The organism is Ktedonobacter robiniae (assembly GCF_016587375.1).
GTDB classification, from domain to species: domain Bacteria; phylum Chloroflexota; class Ktedonobacteria; order Ktedonobacterales; family Ktedonobacteraceae; genus Ktedonobacter; species Ktedonobacter robiniae.
In genome coordinates this window covers 722,394-735,736 of sequence record NZ_BNJG01000002.1, presented here as the reverse complement: position 1 = coordinate 735,736, position 13,343 = coordinate 722,394, and the positions used below count along the sequence as shown (strand labels likewise).

The 13,343-nt window shown below is 52.9% G+C and carries 17 protein-coding genes and 1 pseudogene; 6 read left to right on the top strand and 12 right to left on the bottom strand.

The genetic code is table 11. The annotated features are described in order from the left end of the window. Positions 1-75: 75 nt before the first annotated feature. From JMJ04_RS23795 to JMJ04_RS23780, 4 genes are all read right to left on the bottom strand, one after another. Entirely contained in the window at positions 76-261 is a 186-nt protein-coding gene (locus tag JMJ04_RS23795) for a hypothetical protein (RefSeq protein ID WP_236038353.1), read from the bottom strand. Between the two features lie 362 nt (positions 262-623). Then, entirely contained in the window at positions 624-803 is a 180-nt protein-coding gene (locus JMJ04_RS23790; RefSeq protein WP_201372917.1) for a transposase, read from the bottom strand. 86 nt (positions 804-889) lie between these two features. Next, entirely contained in the window at positions 890-1,090 is a 201-nt protein-coding gene (locus JMJ04_RS23785; protein WP_201372916.1) for a carbon storage regulator, read from the bottom strand. Then, positions 1,084-1,668, bottom strand: coding sequence for a hypothetical protein (locus tag JMJ04_RS23780; protein ID WP_236038351.1), 585 nt, complete (start codon positions 1,666-1,668; stop codon positions 1,084-1,086). The genes JMJ04_RS23785 and JMJ04_RS23780 overlap by 7 nt, the downstream gene beginning before the upstream one ends. Positions 1,669-1,777: 109 nt before the next feature. Between JMJ04_RS23780 and JMJ04_RS23775 the strand changes: the two genes are divergently transcribed. Both JMJ04_RS23775 and JMJ04_RS23770 read left to right on the top strand, forming a co-directional pair. Beyond that, the gene (locus tag JMJ04_RS23775; RefSeq protein ID WP_236038349.1) at positions 1,778-2,863 is read left to right on the top strand and encodes a hypothetical protein; all 1,086 of its coding nucleotides are present in this window, start codon (positions 1,778-1,780) and stop codon (positions 2,861-2,863) included. A gap of 201 nt (positions 2,864-3,064) precedes the next feature. Next, positions 3,065-3,277: a helix-turn-helix domain-containing protein gene (locus JMJ04_RS23770; protein WP_201372915.1), complete on the top strand. Its 213-nt coding sequence runs from the start codon at positions 3,065-3,067 to the stop codon at positions 3,275-3,277. A 191-nt stretch (positions 3,278-3,468) separates the two neighbouring features. Here JMJ04_RS23770 and JMJ04_RS23765 read toward each other — a convergent pair whose 3' ends face one another. Continuing rightward, entirely contained in the window at positions 3,469-4,086 is a 618-nt protein-coding gene (locus tag JMJ04_RS23765) for a hypothetical protein (RefSeq protein WP_201372914.1), read from the bottom strand. A gap of 224 nt (positions 4,087-4,310) precedes the next feature. Here JMJ04_RS23765 and JMJ04_RS23760 point away from each other — a divergent pair. Continuing rightward, positions 4,311-4,783: pseudogene (locus JMJ04_RS23760) on the top strand (GNAT family N-acetyltransferase). A gap of 24 nt (positions 4,784-4,807) precedes the next feature. Here the strand turns inward: JMJ04_RS23760 and JMJ04_RS23755 are convergent. Continuing rightward, a complete protein-coding gene (locus tag JMJ04_RS23755; protein WP_236038346.1) occupies positions 4,808-5,071 on the bottom strand; it encodes a transposase in 264 nt (87 codons plus the stop codon). Between the two features lie 118 nt (positions 5,072-5,189). Here JMJ04_RS23755 and JMJ04_RS46815 point away from each other — a divergent pair, with 118 nt between their 5' ends. Beyond that, positions 5,190-5,462, top strand: a complete 273-nt coding sequence (locus tag JMJ04_RS46815; RefSeq protein ID WP_236038345.1) for a hypothetical protein — start codon at positions 5,190-5,192, stop codon at positions 5,460-5,462. A gap of 464 nt (positions 5,463-5,926) precedes the next feature. On the opposite strand, the gene JMJ04_RS23745 is transcribed toward JMJ04_RS46815, so the two are convergent. The 5 genes from JMJ04_RS23745 to JMJ04_RS23725 all read right to left on the bottom strand — a co-directional run bounded on the left by JMJ04_RS23745 (position 5,927) and on the right by JMJ04_RS23725 (position 11,876). Next, positions 5,927-6,823 carry an alpha/beta fold hydrolase gene (locus JMJ04_RS23745; protein ID WP_201372913.1) on the bottom strand — a complete coding sequence of 299 codons (897 nt, stop codon included), beginning with the start codon at positions 6,821-6,823 and terminating at the stop codon, positions 5,927-5,929. Positions 6,824-6,851: 28 nt separating this feature from the next. After that, positions 6,852-7,607: an SDR family oxidoreductase gene (locus tag JMJ04_RS23740; RefSeq protein WP_201372912.1), complete on the bottom strand. Its 756-nt coding sequence runs from the start codon at positions 7,605-7,607 to the stop codon at positions 6,852-6,854. Between the two features lie 171 nt (positions 7,608-7,778). Beyond that, positions 7,779-8,213: a PPC domain-containing DNA-binding protein gene (locus JMJ04_RS23735; protein WP_201372911.1), complete on the bottom strand. Its 435-nt coding sequence runs from the start codon at positions 8,211-8,213 to the stop codon at positions 7,779-7,781. Positions 8,214-8,388: 175 nt separating this feature from the next. Next, on the bottom strand, positions 8,389-9,264 hold the full coding sequence (locus tag JMJ04_RS23730; protein WP_201372910.1) for an alpha/beta fold hydrolase: 876 nt from the start codon (positions 9,262-9,264) through the stop codon (positions 8,389-8,391). Positions 9,265-9,569: 305 nt separating this feature from the next. Further along, on the bottom strand, positions 9,570-11,876 hold the full coding sequence (locus JMJ04_RS23725; protein WP_201372909.1) for a LuxR C-terminal-related transcriptional regulator: 2,307 nt from the start codon (positions 11,874-11,876) through the stop codon (positions 9,570-9,572). Between the two features lie 255 nt (positions 11,877-12,131). Between JMJ04_RS23725 and JMJ04_RS23720 the strand changes: the two genes are divergently transcribed. Then, entirely contained in the window at positions 12,132-12,275 is a 144-nt protein-coding gene (locus JMJ04_RS23720) for a hypothetical protein (RefSeq protein ID WP_201372908.1), read from the top strand. Positions 12,276-12,345: 70 nt separating this feature from the next. Here the strand turns inward: JMJ04_RS23720 and JMJ04_RS23715 are convergent, their stop codons facing one another. Then, the gene (locus JMJ04_RS23715) at positions 12,346-12,564 is read right to left on the bottom strand and encodes a hypothetical protein (RefSeq protein WP_201372907.1); all 219 of its coding nucleotides are present in this window, start codon (positions 12,562-12,564) and stop codon (positions 12,346-12,348) included. A gap of 235 nt (positions 12,565-12,799) precedes the next feature. Between JMJ04_RS23715 and JMJ04_RS23710 the strand changes: the two genes are divergently transcribed. After that, positions 12,800-13,225 (top strand): rhodanese-like domain-containing protein, encoded by a 426-nt coding sequence (locus tag JMJ04_RS23710; protein WP_201372906.1) that lies wholly within the window; start codon positions 12,800-12,802, stop codon positions 13,223-13,225. Positions 13,226-13,343 lie beyond the last annotated feature (118 nt).

Here is a 13,343-nt window from a genome sequence, read left to right as displayed (position 1 = left end):
TTCACGTGTCCCAATCCCTGGTGGCGAAGATGCGTACCTGCTCTGAACTCAAGAGGTCTAGAGAAATGATCTGCTCTAATCGAGAAACAAGCGAGCTGGCATTTCGTATTCCCCGGTCACGGCTTGTGCGCTCGTATTGGCATCCACAACCGTCTCAGTGTCATCGACGACACATGAGGTACGGGGAAGTGCCTCCAATAGAGACGTATGTTGAGGACGTGATGTGAGCAGAGCGCTCACTAATGTAGTATCTGGGCACATAGCATGACTTCTCTTCTTTCCCCCTTGCTCAGTCCCTTGGGCAAAAGGAGCAGACGTGCTCGCTCAATGAAACGATCTGTTCCAACCTGGCTGGACGTTCACCACGCCATCATTCTTCAACAGATGGTATTCTGCGTCTTTGCATGCGCTCTACGGCAAGTACCGTCTTCCTCTCTTTGAAGAGAGGGATTGCCATGCGCAACGGAGGTGAAAGACGTTCTCTCCTGAGCAAGAGTTCCCATAACTATTCCTGTCGAGAACAGCCTTTTTCACAAATGTCAACATACAATGGTCAACGTGTGAAAAAAGATTACCCCCAAATTGTGTTGTTGTCAATAGGATTGTGCTCAATCTAAATTTCTTCATGAGTGGAGTACGTCAAACGTGGTTTGGCCATACATTTCACGCTTGATAAGTTTCAATTTGGTCACGTAGCCTTCGTTTCGCTCATTGCTTTCTGGTCGGGGGCGTGCCGCAGTAGAAGCGGCACGCCCCCGCTCAATCCCTTGCGCAAACTGCCGCAGTTCTCGTACCGGGCTCATCTGGGCGCTCTCCAGCCAGGACGGAAGCCCAAACGCATGGGGACAATAGCGCAATTTAGAGTGGGAAAGAAGCGTAGAGAGTGGATCTAGCTCACATTTGATGCTCCCTTGAAAAAGGGGAGTTGAGAATGGTTATCACGTCGCACTATTTCCTCGCGTACAATGTCGACCTCGGGAGGGGCCGTGATCCCGAGTTTTACCCTTCCCTCATGTACCTCGAGCACTTCTAAGAGAATATTGCCAGCGAGGAGAATTTTCTCCCCTTCCTTGCGCCGTAGAACTAGCATGATGGGTTGTTCCTTTCTTTTGTGAAGGGCTCTGATGGCATTGGCGGGTTCGCAGGTGGCGTTTCCTGCTCTGGAGGCACCGTGTTCTCTTCATAGGCTCTGGCAACTGCTTTTTTGATCACCTGCCGTTTGCGCAGGGCGGGGCGCAGCAGTGGGACCCACTTGGGGTCAGGATGCTTGACTGTGACCTCTCCCTCCCGCCGGGTGCCATCTTTGCGCGTTGGGTAGCTCCGGGTAAAGGTGTCGATGATCCGCTGCTCATAGAGCAGATCTTCGGGTTGGGCCTGGACCAGCCAGTTCTTGCGTTTGTTCGTGCTTGTGGGTTCTGGGGCTTCGGCCGCAGCAGGGCGAGGAGCCGTCTCTGAGAGGCCGTAGGAGACGGTGGTGTACGTGCGCGAATGCGTGACCCACTTCTCTTTGGGCTTCCCTTTTCCTCGTTTCCGCGGGACGGATGCTTTGGTCTGGTAGGAGACAACACGATCAGGAAATGACGGCGTCTGAGGGGTGCGTGCATAGCGTTTGTGGAGCATGCCGCTCGCGATGGCAAGCCAGCGTGTCCAGGGGAACACCTGGCTCATGTGCTGGTCGTCTTCTCTCAATAACAATCAATTACAAAAAAAAGAAATACATGAAAAAAGTGAAGATGAATTGAGAGAACATGGTCTTATAAAAAAACAGGTCGACGGTTTGGTGCGTACCGAAGAGCAGCAAGGTCGATCATCTGCCACCTGTACCCGGAGAGAGGTCATTGATGAGCGTTCCTCCACCCTATTTTCTCCAGCGCAAGAGAATGTCTCTCTTGTGACCACAGAGGATGAGGGTGATAGTCCTGTTCTCTCCCTTCGGGATCAGGTGGCTGCAATGAAGCGCGTGTATGAACCAGCGACCCATGAGATGCTTGAGGCACTGGCTCTGGATTACTCACAGCGCTTTAACCAGACGAGTGAAAACGTTGGCGTCTACCTCAAGCGTATGCGTGAGCATCCGGAGTGGCTTCATGTGGCGGCGGTGGACGCTCTGGTGCGCACCTGGTTCCCTGATCCCGGACGTCGTGCGGCCAGACTCGGGGGAGGATGGGTGATCAAGAAATACCGTGAGTATGTGGAGGAGCAGGAAGAGCCTCCCGCCGAAATGGTGGCCTGGGCAGGGTGGATGCTGAATGGTGGGTTGTCCTATAACCATCTGGAGTGGGTGCTTGAAGTCACAGCGCGCGAGGGTTCAGCCACCCCAGATGAGGGAAAACGCCCGCTTCCTCATGAGGTGATTATCGAAGTGGGATGGTTGCAAGAGTTCTGGGCAGCAGGCGGCGCACAAGGCCTGGAGCGCTCTGGTTATCTCTTTGTGGATCTTGATGGAGAATTCTTTACCCCTCAGGACTACGAGCAGTATCGTCAGGCGGCGGTCGACGAAGTGCTTTCTGCCCCCTATGACCCCAGTGATGCTCAGGTGATGTATGAGATCCAGACCTATCTAGTCTGGGCGGAGTCTCAGCGGCTTCCTGCAGAAGAAGAGCAGGAACTCCTCACCGATTTACCACGTCCCCTGGTGCAATGGGTACGCGCACTGGGCAAGCGTATTGATACTGATCACTACAGCATCGGTGTCCGTCTGGCTCCTCGAAGCCGTCGACGGGTGATTGAAATTAGAGAGAAGCCAACGTTTGGACAGGTCTGGCATTTGCGCAACCAGCAGCAGATTCTTGCATGGCTGGATTGGTATCCTCACTCAGCTGTTGTTGTGCCTGAACAGGTGAGAGAAGACGTTTCCCTCTAAGGGCGAAAGTAGCACTTTGCTGGACAGCATAGGTATGTCATATATGCAGAAAGCACAAGAAATCATGTGTTTATCTCAATTTTTAGAGCCTCTACAAAAAGGCCTAAGCTCAAGCATAAACACTGACGCGGGGTGTAGGTGCTCTCACTGTGAATTTCTTGTAGCCATTGTAAATGATATGAATTATGAGAAGGAGCAGTTATGGAACAGCATGATGCTATGCCATCTCTTCAATTACTTTTAACGATTCCCCAAGTCGCCAAGGCTCTGAACCTGGGGCGAACCAAAGTCTACGAATTAATTGGAAAGGAGAACTTACCCGTCCAACGGTTTGGGCGTGCCATACGGGTCTCACAGGAGGATTTAGTGCGCTGGCTAAAGGAGAGGCAGGCGAGGGATGATGGTGGCACATGAAGAAAATGCGGATGAGAGATCACCTTTATTAATCATTATCATCTCGTTGCGCATCCCGTGGGCAGTGAGAACAAAGGAGGCCGATGATACATCATCGGCCTCCTTTGTTCTCACTGAGCTGAGCCACGTGTGTTGCGCTGGTTGTAGGGAGGAGTCTTTAGCCGTTTGAATACATGATGGATGGGCTGTAGTCAGAATAGGCGATGTCTGCGGAAGGGCCGCCATATGGATAGACGATGGATGAGTTGTAGCCAGGATAGACGATGGATGGGCTGTAGCCAGGATAGACGATGATAGGAGCGAGTCCGCCCAGGATAGGCCATATCGAGGTGGCTAGCGCCATACGGGTAGGCGACCTGGGGGGTCGAGTTATGCGGAACGGCAGCGGGAGAGCTAGCGCCATGCGGGTAGGCGACCTGGGGGGTCGAGTTATGCGGAACGGCAGCGGGGGAACTAGCGCCATGCGGGTAGGCGACCTGGGGGGTCGAGTTATGCGGAACGGCAGCAGGGAAGCTAGCACCATGCGGGTAGCCGATAGATGGATGTAACGAGCGTGTATGGTACGTTGCCGTTTGATGGGAGATAGCGAGGGAGTGGGCAAGCAGGATCATGCTGGCCAGGAGAGCAACGATGAGGAGCATTCCATGCAGTTGACTATGATGTTGACGAGCAAACATGATGGTTCGCCGTATGCGCAGTTGACTATAATGTTGACGAGCAAATATAATGATTCGCCGTATGTGCAGCTGACTATGATTTTGACGAGCGAACATAATGGTTCGTCGTATGTAATGTAAAAGATGGGACATATCTGCTCCTTTCGTGTGGTCGTATAAGGAACATGAAACGGGACGCATGGTGCTATCCCGGAGAAGTTTAGATAACCTCTATATTTCAATTATAGCGGAACATACTTCCCCCTAATTGGGTATGTACTTGAACGCGCTGAACCCACGGGTTGCGCAACGAGATTGCAGCAGCACACAGTTGGTAGAGTGCGAAACGGCTTCAGAAGCTATCTTGGCCACAGCATTTGCTTGTGGTCCGCCTCGACCACGCGCCTGCCCTGCTTGCGTTCGAGCGGGAGAATCGAGCCTACTTCGCGGCGGTGATACCGGATCGGGGGATGAGTTCTTTACTGAGTTCGACATGCGGCATGCGCAACTGCTCGCGCGGCAGGCCACCGGGACGGATTACTTCCACCTGCTGGTGGCCGAGGGCGGCGAGGTGGTGGGGCGGGTGAACCTGGCCGAAGTGGCAGGCGGGTCGGCGGAACTGGGATACCGGATCGCGCAGAAGGCCGCGGGGCAGGGACTGGCCACAGCGGCGGTGCGCAAGGTGCGCGAGCTCGCTGCCACAGAGTACGGACTCACCAAGCTGCGCGCGAGGGTCACGTTAGACAATCCGGCCTCGCGCAAGGTGCTTGAACACAACGGATTCGTCGCCGTCGGTGAGTTAACGCTCAACGGCAAGCCAGCCATATCCTACATCTGCGAGCTCCGATGACGAAGCAAAAAAGGAGGGGAAGATTCATCTCTGCACCTCTTTCTCTTCTGCTCCTAACGCGTGAGTAAAACAGCGTTGAAGGCTCTCTCTCCGATGGCGAAGGCGTTCTTTCGCGCGCACCAGTTCTTGGCCTAAATGAGCAAGATCCCGGAAACAAAGATTTTTCAATTCGCGCCGTTTGAGCAAATTCCAGACCTGCTCCTGCAGATTGAGATCAGGCGCGTAGCCAGGCAGGCGCTCCAAATGCAAACGCTTGCCTTCTTTGGATCTGAGAAATTGCTTGATCACCTCTTATGTCTGCCGAGGAAAGCAGGGACCTATCCATTCTCGACGAGAGGAATGCTGCCATTCTCGTTATATTCCTGCTGGGCAGTTGGATACATTGGTCTGGCAGGACCTCTGTGAGGTGCTGCAGCACCCAGTCGTCATTGAACAGGCGTTGCAGCGAGCACAAGCGGGGGCGTGGCTTCCGCAAGAGCTTCAAGCTCGCCGGACACAGGTCCGCACAGCGCGTAACACCCTGTGCGGGCAATTGGAACGGCTGACTGAGGCCTACCGGGCCGATGCATTTCCTCTGGGAGAATACAAACGGCGGCGGCAGGACGTGGAACAGCGGCTGGCAGCGGTGGAGGCGCAAACAAGCCAGATTGAAGCGAGTGTCCAGCAGCACATGGAATGAGCCAGCATCACTTGTTCAATCAACGAATTTTGTCAGCGTATTCGTTGTGGCCTCTCTCAGGCCACCTTTGAGCAGAAACGGCAGTTGGTAGAATTGCTCGTCGACCGCATGGTCGTCACGATGGATGAGGTGGAGATCCGCTATGTGATCCCCACCTCACCGCGCAATGAACAGGTTCGTTTTTGTCATTTGCTTACGGACTATTCAGCCGCAAAGTAGCGGGCAGGATGAGCATAGGATGTATAGATTGATAGAATGAAATATGGTAGAAAAGAGAATAGTGGAGAGAAGGGGAAGGTGGAGAAAGAAACGTTGTGGAATCTTTCTCCACCTTCCTGATAGGGCAGACACTTATTGTGCAGGCTTACGGGCACGCACAAAGGTGCTGATAAAGCGTCCACCTACCTCGCGGCGTTCCTTTGGCGAAAGAACCACAACGGATGCGCTCGCCCCACTTTGATTGATCAAGAACCTTTTCTATGCAATGCTCGCGCCATCTCCATCGGGTTGGGCGCGGTCCTATTGCGCTGCCAGAAGGTTTCGAGCTGCTGGCAAATGAAGTCGGTCTTTTCATCAAAGACCCAGTGACCGCATTCTTCGATCACGCCGCCTTGAGCGCTGAGGGAGATCGCCTTGGCACTGTCGATGCAGTGCGACCCGAAAAACCCCACTCCACCCCAGGCAAGCATCGGGACTTTCAGCTTCTCCCGTGTCAGTTCTGCCGTCTGCTCTGCCATCTGCGGGATGTAGCCATAATAGTTGAGGCTGGCGCGCAGATTGCCCGGCTGGCGCATCTGCATGACGTAGCGTTCAACCTCTTCCTCCGGAATCGCGTTGGGAATGTACGCAAAATCGCGGAAGAAGTGACGCAGATATCTATCCTCACGCCCCTCAATGAGGAAGGTCGCGATGTCCATATTCATATGCATGTTATGATGCCAGTACGACACGCGCGGGTCGACATAGCCAGGGTAATTGAGCCCAAAGAAAGGCGTCTCGATCGTTGACAGCGACAAAGCCCGATCACCTGCCATGTAGGCCAGCGCGACTGCCGGCGGGCCACCGAGATCATGGCTCAGGATGTGAAACGTCTCGATGCCTTCGACCGCGAGAAGCTCTACCAGATCCTGAGCGATCGTCTTCGGCTCGTAACCCGAGTAGGGTTTGTCGCTGTCAGCGAACCCCCTGAGGTCGGGGGCGATAAAGCGGTAGTGGCCTGCGAGTTTCTCGATCACTGGCAAGTAGGCCCGGTGGTTCTGAGCCCAACCGTGTATGCTGAGCACCACAGGTCCTTGACCAGCCAGAATGTAGTGCAGCTTCACTCCGTTGACGACTGCGCGTTTGTTGATGTAGTCAGTCATTGCTTTTCTCCTTCTTCTCTATGTGGTATTAGATTGTATTCACCAGGAGCCCTCCATCCGCAACCAACTCCGTTCCTACGATAAACGATGAATCCATCGTGGCCAGAAACAGCGCGACCTTCGCTATTTCTTCAGGATTGCCAAAGCGCTTGAGCAGTAAACGCTGCTGCAATAGCTGCGAAAATCCTTGAATTTCTTGCGCAGATGCCCCAAGTTTGTCAAAAAATGGTGTGCTTATCGGTCCAATGGTGATGGCATTGACGCGAATCTTGCGATCGCTCAACTCAGAAGACAGGGTTCTGGCCAATGAATGGATTGCGGCTTTACTGGCTGAATACACGGAAACACCAGGGAAACCAACATGTCCATTGACCGAGCCATTGAGAATGATCGAAGCCCCCTCATTGAGATAGGGCAGCGCTTTCTGAATGGTGAAAAAAGCACCTTTCAAATTGATATCCATGATAGTGTCAAAAGACTCTTCCGTAACCTGTTCGATTGGCTCCATCCGAGCGATACCTGCATTTGCGAAAAGGACATCCAACTTGCCAAAGGTCGCCTGTGCGGTAGTGACGGCATGCTCAATATCACTGATCCTGGTAACGTCTGTGGGGATAGCCAAAATACGCTCCCCCAGTTCTGCCCTCACCTGCTCAAGGGCTTTTTTGTCACGACCGGTGATGGCGACCTTTGCCCCCTGGGCATGAAACTCTTTTGCCGTGGCCAAGCCAATACCGCTATTACCACCAGTAATCAGGGCAACTTTCCCTTCTAAATGATTCATGTTGTTCTCTCCTCTGGAAGGATTTCATTCTGACCGTGCTCCAGTTTATCTAGCCCGAAACGGATGTAAAAGCTGTACTAGAACGTTGATCATCAAAGCTCATTTCATGATGCAAGTCACCTGCAAATGAGACCATCTCTGTGCACCATACCGCGTTTGGGGAGCTGAGTGCTAGAGTGCGATGAGGGCTAACCCGGATTCTGGATCGTGACGGCGATACCAATGTGCTGGCGACTCTTCGAGGAGAAACTCCAAAGTTGGCCTTACATGAGCCTCCATGATGTGACCACCATGCGCCAGTCCATGAGAGTCGCCAACGACAACGTGGGCATGGATCTGAGGTGTACCATCCTCCTTCAAGGTAATGTCACCTGTGAGGGCAAGCACCTCGACCTGCTCATCGAGGGAAATCTTCTTATATGACTTCTTTTCAGGCTCGAAATAACCCAGTATCGCATCGCTGAAACCACCGATGGCGGTAAAGTGAGCAGCAGCCAGGCCATTTTGCGTCGCAAATTGGAGTAGGGTTGCTATGAACTCATCATCTTGGTCGAAGACGAGGATATAGGTCTTCCCTCCCTGATCATGCAGTAATTTTGCTTTCATAGGTTTCTCCTCAATGAGGTAGCTACACAAGAGTGCTTTTCTTAACGTAAGATCTGCCTTGGAGCCTCCCTCCCTATCTGAGCTTCCCGCCTTCTCTGGGACGACCAGCAGGAAGTATCATGAAAGCCCTATGAGTATCCGTAGTAATTTTCGCAAGGTTCCTGTGTTTCCTCAATCAACCCTGAGAGAAGAAGAGCTGAAGTGCATGATAGGTTTCTTCAGGGGCTTCTTCTGCAAGAAAGTGTCCTGATGGGATACCATATCCCTGGACCATTTCTGCACGTTCGCGCCAGATTGCCAGGATATCATAGTGGCGTCCGAGAAAGCCGTTTGTTCCCCACAAGACGAGCAACGGGCACTGAACTTTTTGCTGCAAATCCGCTTCATCATGCAGTAAATCAATGCTGGCGGAGGCACGATAGTCCTCACATATGCCGTGGATAGTTGCCGGATCGCTGAAGCAGCGCACGTATTCGGCCAGAGCTTCCGGTGTAAATACGGAGATATCCCTGGATAGACTCTTCAGTGTGTTGTGGAGAAAGTATTCCGCCTGCCCTGCAATCAAACGCTCAGGGAGTTCAGCAGGCTGGATGAGAAAGAACCAATGATAAAAGGCCGTTGCAAATGCTTTATCAACAGTTGCGTATGTTTCGTATGTGGGTACCATATCGATAATGGCGGCTTTTTTGATGCGCTTCCCATGATCGAGGAGCATGCGATGAAGGACACGTGCTCCTCGATCATGTCCAATCACGTGAAACGACTCGTAGCCAAGTTGACTCATCACTTCAATCATATCCTGAGCCATCACGCGTTTTGAGTAATTCGAGTGATCAGGTTCCCCCTTGGGCTTGGAGCTATCGCCATACCCACGTAGGTCAGCAAGGATAACGGTAAATGACTCGGTGAGGCGAGGCGCGATTCTATGCCACATGACATGCGTTTGTGGGTAGCCATGCAGCAGCAAAAGCGGTTCACCTGCTCCTCCTTTCAGCACGTGAAGGCTGGCTCCACCGGTCTGAATTTGCAGAGGAAGAAACGCTTTGAACATTTTTCTGCTCCTCTTGCTCTCCTTTTGTTACCGAGAGATATGCATACAAAATGGTCAATCTCCTTTTCTAGAGCCAGTATACATTCTTCCCAAACCTGGACAGATAACGGCGTGTTACAGCAGCCACTCGTTCTCCCTTTATTGCTCGTTTGCTTCTAGCTCGTTGCGTATCCCGTGGGGAGTTCCAAACTATGCTTCACATCTACCTATTAAGAGATTTTGCAATCATTTAAGCAATTTCAGGAAATTGACCTCATGTTCTGCTTCGTCAAAGACCACTAAGAATCGCCTGAAATTTGGACGTCTTACTCATCAAGCGCCTGGGCCACGGCTTGTTCTAGTGTCAGCTCGCGTCCCTGGGCCCAGGTAGCCTGGAAGGTCTCCTCATCGAGTTGGGCGCGCACAGCGGCGATTATGCCATCTATCTCCCGTTTGTCATTCGGTTGGTGGAAGGCCCCCAATCTCTCCAGGGTTCTTTCTGAAGCGCCGAGCAAACGTGCGGCTTGCTGCGGCTGGCCCAACGTACCAACGGCCCCTGCGAGGAGCGCCAGATCCGTTGCTATTTGGAGCCTATTGTTGATTGCGCGTGCTAACTGTAGCCCCTGGCGTCCCAGGTCTCTGGCGCGCCCAGCCTCACCTTCATGTAGGGCGATGTAGGTGAGGTTATTGTACATAAAGACGATCCGGCGTGTTTCTCCCGTTTGCTGGGATACTGCAAGGCATTCCTCATAAGCATGCCTGGCAAGGTCATCATCCCCACTGAAACGCGCTATTTCCCCCATGATGTTCAGCGCCTGCGCCATCCCTGGCTGATGAGAAAGTTCGCGGAACAATGCTAGACTTTCCTCAACGAGAGGCATGGCTGCAGATCGCTCTCGCAACATCGTGTAGCCCAGCAAAGCAAGTGCCCAGGCCATCTGGAGCCGATCCCCTAAATCACGGGAAATCTCAAGCGCTCTCCTAAACAGGGGCTTTCCGGCATCGAGATCGTAGAGAAAGGCTAGATGTCCAGCGCTGAGCAGGAACTTGGGATGATACACCAAAGATACTTCATCAAGCCGCTCTAAGAGTTGTTGGGTCCATCGGCGCCCTTCAACATGATACCCATCACCGTACCAGAACAGGCAGAGAGCACCCGCTAATCGTATGCCCAGCGCCACATCTCCACTGCTCAAGGACCAGGAGAGCGCCGCACGGATATTCTCCATGTCCAATTCGAGCCGCCCAGACCAATAATCGTACCCTGCCAGCCGCAACTCTGGCTCGGCACGTTCTGCCAGCTCAACAAAATACTCGGCGTGCCGTCTCCGCGTTGTTTCCTCTTCACCGCTTGTTTTCAGTCGCTCACGTGCGTACTCCTGGATCATTTCCAACATGACAAAATGTGGTTCACTGTCTGGCATCTCTTTCTGCTGCACGAGATGTTTATCCACCAGGGATGCCAGCCCGTCTAATACATCAATGGATAGACCTTCACCACAAATGCCCTCGATGGCTTCCAGCGAGCAGCCCCCACGAAAAACTGCTAGTCGCGCCAACAGATGTTTCTCATCCTCATCAAGCAGGTTATAGCTCCATTCAATGGAGTCGCGCAGGGTTCGCTGTCGCGGCGGGGTGTCACGTGAACCACCTGCGAGCAGACGCAAAGGCGAGCTATCCCTCGTTCCTTCCAACCGCTCCAGCAACGCCTGCGGCGTGAACAGTTTACAACGCGCCGCAGCCAGTTCGATAGCTAGCGGTAACCCATCAAGACGGATACAGATTCGCCCAATCACCGGGGCTGTAACTTCACTCAGCGTAAAGCGGGGCAGTGTCATCTGTGCACGTCTAAGGAAGAGCAGACCTGCTTCGGATTTGGTGAGGCTCTCAACGGAAGGTGCCTCAGCGAGAGGTAGTGAGAGCGGCGGGACGAGGTATTCCTGCTCCCCGGCGATGCGCAATGGCTCCCGGCTGGTGACGAGGATTTTCAGGCGTGAAGAAGCTGCCAGTAACTTGGATACCAGTGGAGCTGCCTTGATCACATGCTCAAAGTTGTCAATCAGCAGCAACAGCTCTCGTTGGGCGAGCGCCCGTTTCAGGGTATCTGGTAGGGGTTCCATAGGACGTTCAACTACACCAAGCACGGAGGCGATGGCTTTTGTCACCAGAGTGTAATCTGAGAGGGGAGTAAGGTCGACGAAGCAGACACCATCAGCGTATGCTGAAGCTTCCTCTGCCGCCACCCGCAACGCTAGCTGCGTTTTGCCAGTTCCTCCGGTGCCAGTGAGAGTTAGCAGACGGGATGTGCCCAGCAGTTGCTTTACTTCAGCAATTTCACGGCTGCGCCCGATAAAGAGGAGGGTCTGTGGGGGAAGATTGGACCTGGATACCGGATGCGGCGACGTCGAGACCCTGCTCTCGAGCAAACCGAGGTCTTTCACGCACGCGATAGCTTGAGTACGGCTTTTGACCCCCAGTTTGTTGTAAATCTGGCGGTTGTACCATTTAATGGTATTTGGACTCAGAAAGAGCTCGTCGGCAATCTGCTGATCTGATAATCCGGTTGATAGTCGCTTCAAAATCTCTTGTTCGCGTTCGTTCAGGAGATCAGGCGACGTCGCCTTTCCTTTCATAAGCCTGTTCCCAGATGATAAGGAGACTTATACACAATTATTACGTATTATCACGAACACAAACATTCTACTCTTTTTTTGCTGGGCTTGTCTACCGCTTTTTTCCATTCTTTCTAATGGTGACATTTCTCCTCATTTTCCTTATGCTTAGGAAGACGAAAGCAATGCAAAAGCGAGATCAAGGATCCTGCAGAACCAATGAGGAATTGTCCATCCACTAAGGAGCAACATTGGCGCAAGAGAGGAGGATGTATCATGGCACAAACCACTGTCCATATCCGAACCGGTCAGGATGCCTGTATTGCCGTAGGATGGGCTAGGCATTGCACGCTTACTATTGACCGCGAGACGCAGGCAGGGGGGATGGGATTGGGTTTCAATGAAGGGGAGTTACTCTGAAAAAACATCTCGAGCTTTCTCCTTATTCTTCAGTCACCAGACCCCATGGGTAAACCCAGGGGCTTGCACCTCACCTCCCTCTCCCCAGGGGACCAGGGGTGGACGCATTCACCAGCAGGACAAGCCTGAAGGTCGTTGGGACGGGTGACGAGCGGTTCAACCAACCGCCACTCTCCGTAGAGAGTCGCCCCACCAGGAAAGGGTACTCGCAGGTTGAACGAGCGAGTAGGGCTTTGGCCCCATGCCGATCCTGGCATGCTGAACAGGCGCGACTGATGCAGGTAACCATGCATCACAAACAGTTTCTCGTGCTATGCAGAGGAGTGCCTTTGTGCTGACCTGTTCGTAGCGTCTACATTCTTCTTCTCAAACAATGTAGGAAAACCGGAAAGGAGAAGGAACCTCGCCACCCATGCGCCTGAAAAGGACTCGGCATTCCTCCCCCCGCATTCATGCGGGGGGAGGAATGCCTCGATTCAATGAACGCTCGCTAATTATCATACCGAGAAGAAAGGAAAAGAACCATGTCAACACCGAACAGCGAACAGGGGAAGAGTGCAATTCAGATTGTTGCCGAAGCCCGCAAAACCATCCCAGAACTCACCGTCGCACAGGCGAGAGAGAAGTTGGATCAGGGACAAATTGGTCTGCTGCTTGATGTCAGGGAACCCGTTGAGTGGGAGAAAGGACATATTCCAGGGGCAGTACTAGCCCCACGCGGCATGCTAGAATGGTATGCCGACCCAACAACGCCTTACGCCAAACCAGAACTCACGACGAAGCGGGATGCTCACATCATTGTAGCGTGTGCCTCTGGTGGGCGCTCGATGCTGGCGGCTCAGACACTCCAGTCGATGGGCTACACCAATGTGGTGAGTATGGCAGGCGGCTTCAATGAGTGGAGCAAGCAAGGGTTTCCCACCGAGGAGGGGACGGCAGAGATGAAATGACCGTTTTACCAACATATATGCTGGTGAATATAATGAGAGACGAAGGCAGAAGCCTACCATCTTGGATCGCTTCTGCCTTATACCTGTTTTCTACTATTCGTGAAGTTTTTCTGCAAAA

Excerpts from the sequence above, each read along its gene's own strand:
- JMJ04_RS23795 (WP_236038353.1), bottom strand. The coding sequence starts at position 261 with ATGTGCCCAGATACTACATTAGTGAGCGCTCTGCTCACATCACGTCCT.
- JMJ04_RS23735 (WP_201372911.1), bottom strand. The coding sequence starts at position 8,213 with ATGAAAGCAAAATTACTGCATGATCAGGGAGGGAAGACCTATATCCTC.
- JMJ04_RS23715 (WP_201372907.1), bottom strand. The coding sequence starts at position 12,564 with ATGGTTACCTGCATCAGTCGCGCCTGTTCAGCATGCCAGGATCGGCAT.
- JMJ04_RS23740 (WP_201372912.1), bottom strand. The coding sequence starts at position 7,607 with ATGAATCATTTAGAAGGGAAAGTTGCCCTGATTACTGGTGGTAATAGC.
- JMJ04_RS23780 (WP_236038351.1), bottom strand. The coding sequence starts at position 1,668 with ATGAGCCAGGTGTTCCCCTGGACACGCTGGCTTGCCATCGCGAGCGGC.
- JMJ04_RS23720 (WP_201372908.1), top strand. The coding sequence starts at position 12,132 with ATGGCACAAACCACTGTCCATATCCGAACCGGTCAGGATGCCTGTATT.
- JMJ04_RS23770 (WP_201372915.1), top strand. The coding sequence starts at position 3,065 with ATGGAACAGCATGATGCTATGCCATCTCTTCAATTACTTTTAACGATT.
- JMJ04_RS23745 (WP_201372913.1), bottom strand. The coding sequence starts at position 6,823 with ATGACTGACTACATCAACAAACGCGCAGTCGTCAACGGAGTGAAGCTG.
- JMJ04_RS23710 (WP_201372906.1), top strand. The coding sequence starts at position 12,800 with ATGTCAACACCGAACAGCGAACAGGGGAAGAGTGCAATTCAGATTGTT.
- JMJ04_RS23765 (WP_201372914.1), bottom strand. The coding sequence starts at position 4,086 with ATGTCCCATCTTTTACATTACATACGACGAACCATTATGTTCGCTCGT.
- JMJ04_RS23725 (WP_201372909.1), bottom strand. The coding sequence starts at position 11,876 with ATGAAAGGAAAGGCGACGTCGCCTGATCTCCTGAACGAACGCGAACAA.
- JMJ04_RS23785 (WP_201372916.1), bottom strand. The coding sequence starts at position 1,090 with ATGCTAGTTCTACGGCGCAAGGAAGGGGAGAAAATTCTCCTCGCTGGC.
- JMJ04_RS23790 (WP_201372917.1), bottom strand. The coding sequence starts at position 803 with ATGAGCCCGGTACGAGAACTGCGGCAGTTTGCGCAAGGGATTGAGCGG.
- JMJ04_RS23730 (WP_201372910.1), bottom strand. The coding sequence starts at position 9,264 with ATGTTCAAAGCGTTTCTTCCTCTGCAAATTCAGACCGGTGGAGCCAGC.